1 protein-coding gene is annotated in these 410 nt (G+C 64.1%); it reads right to left on the reverse strand.

From position 1 onward, the window contains the following. On the reverse strand, window positions 1-410 hold a 410-nt coding region (locus I6F37_RS42470), incomplete at both ends, for an LAGLIDADG family homing endonuclease (RefSeq protein WP_225154746.1).

The raw sequence follows: 410 nt of genomic DNA on the forward strand, positions 1-410 counted from the left end.
GTAGAACGAGTGAGCAGAGAGCAGGTCGGCCAATTTTGGCGCTTTCGACGGATGATCGAATCCGATCATCGTGGCAAATCGCTGGATGTGATGCCCGTTGATCCGGAGATCGAACGACGGTCCGTCGCTGCCGTGGGTGACGCTCGACCCGTCACGGCGGGTGTAGCGGAAGCTTTCCGTCTTCGTGCCGGTCCGGTAGATGCGCGCGGCGATCCCCATCGACGCGAGCAACTCCTGGACCCCCAGCAGCAGTTCCTCCGACCGACTGCCGAGACCAACGTATCGGGTGCCCCTGGCCACCTGGTTCACGACGCAGCCGTCGGCGTCGAAAAGACCCCGCAGGAACGCGGCGGCGATCTCGTCGGGCGTCTGGAAGATCGAATCCGGGACCACCTTCTCGGCGGATCGGC

Source organism: Bradyrhizobium sp. NBAIM08 (assembly GCF_020193935.1).
In the GTDB taxonomy this organism is placed as follows: domain Bacteria; phylum Pseudomonadota; class Alphaproteobacteria; order Rhizobiales; family Xanthobacteraceae; genus Bradyrhizobium; species Bradyrhizobium yuanmingense.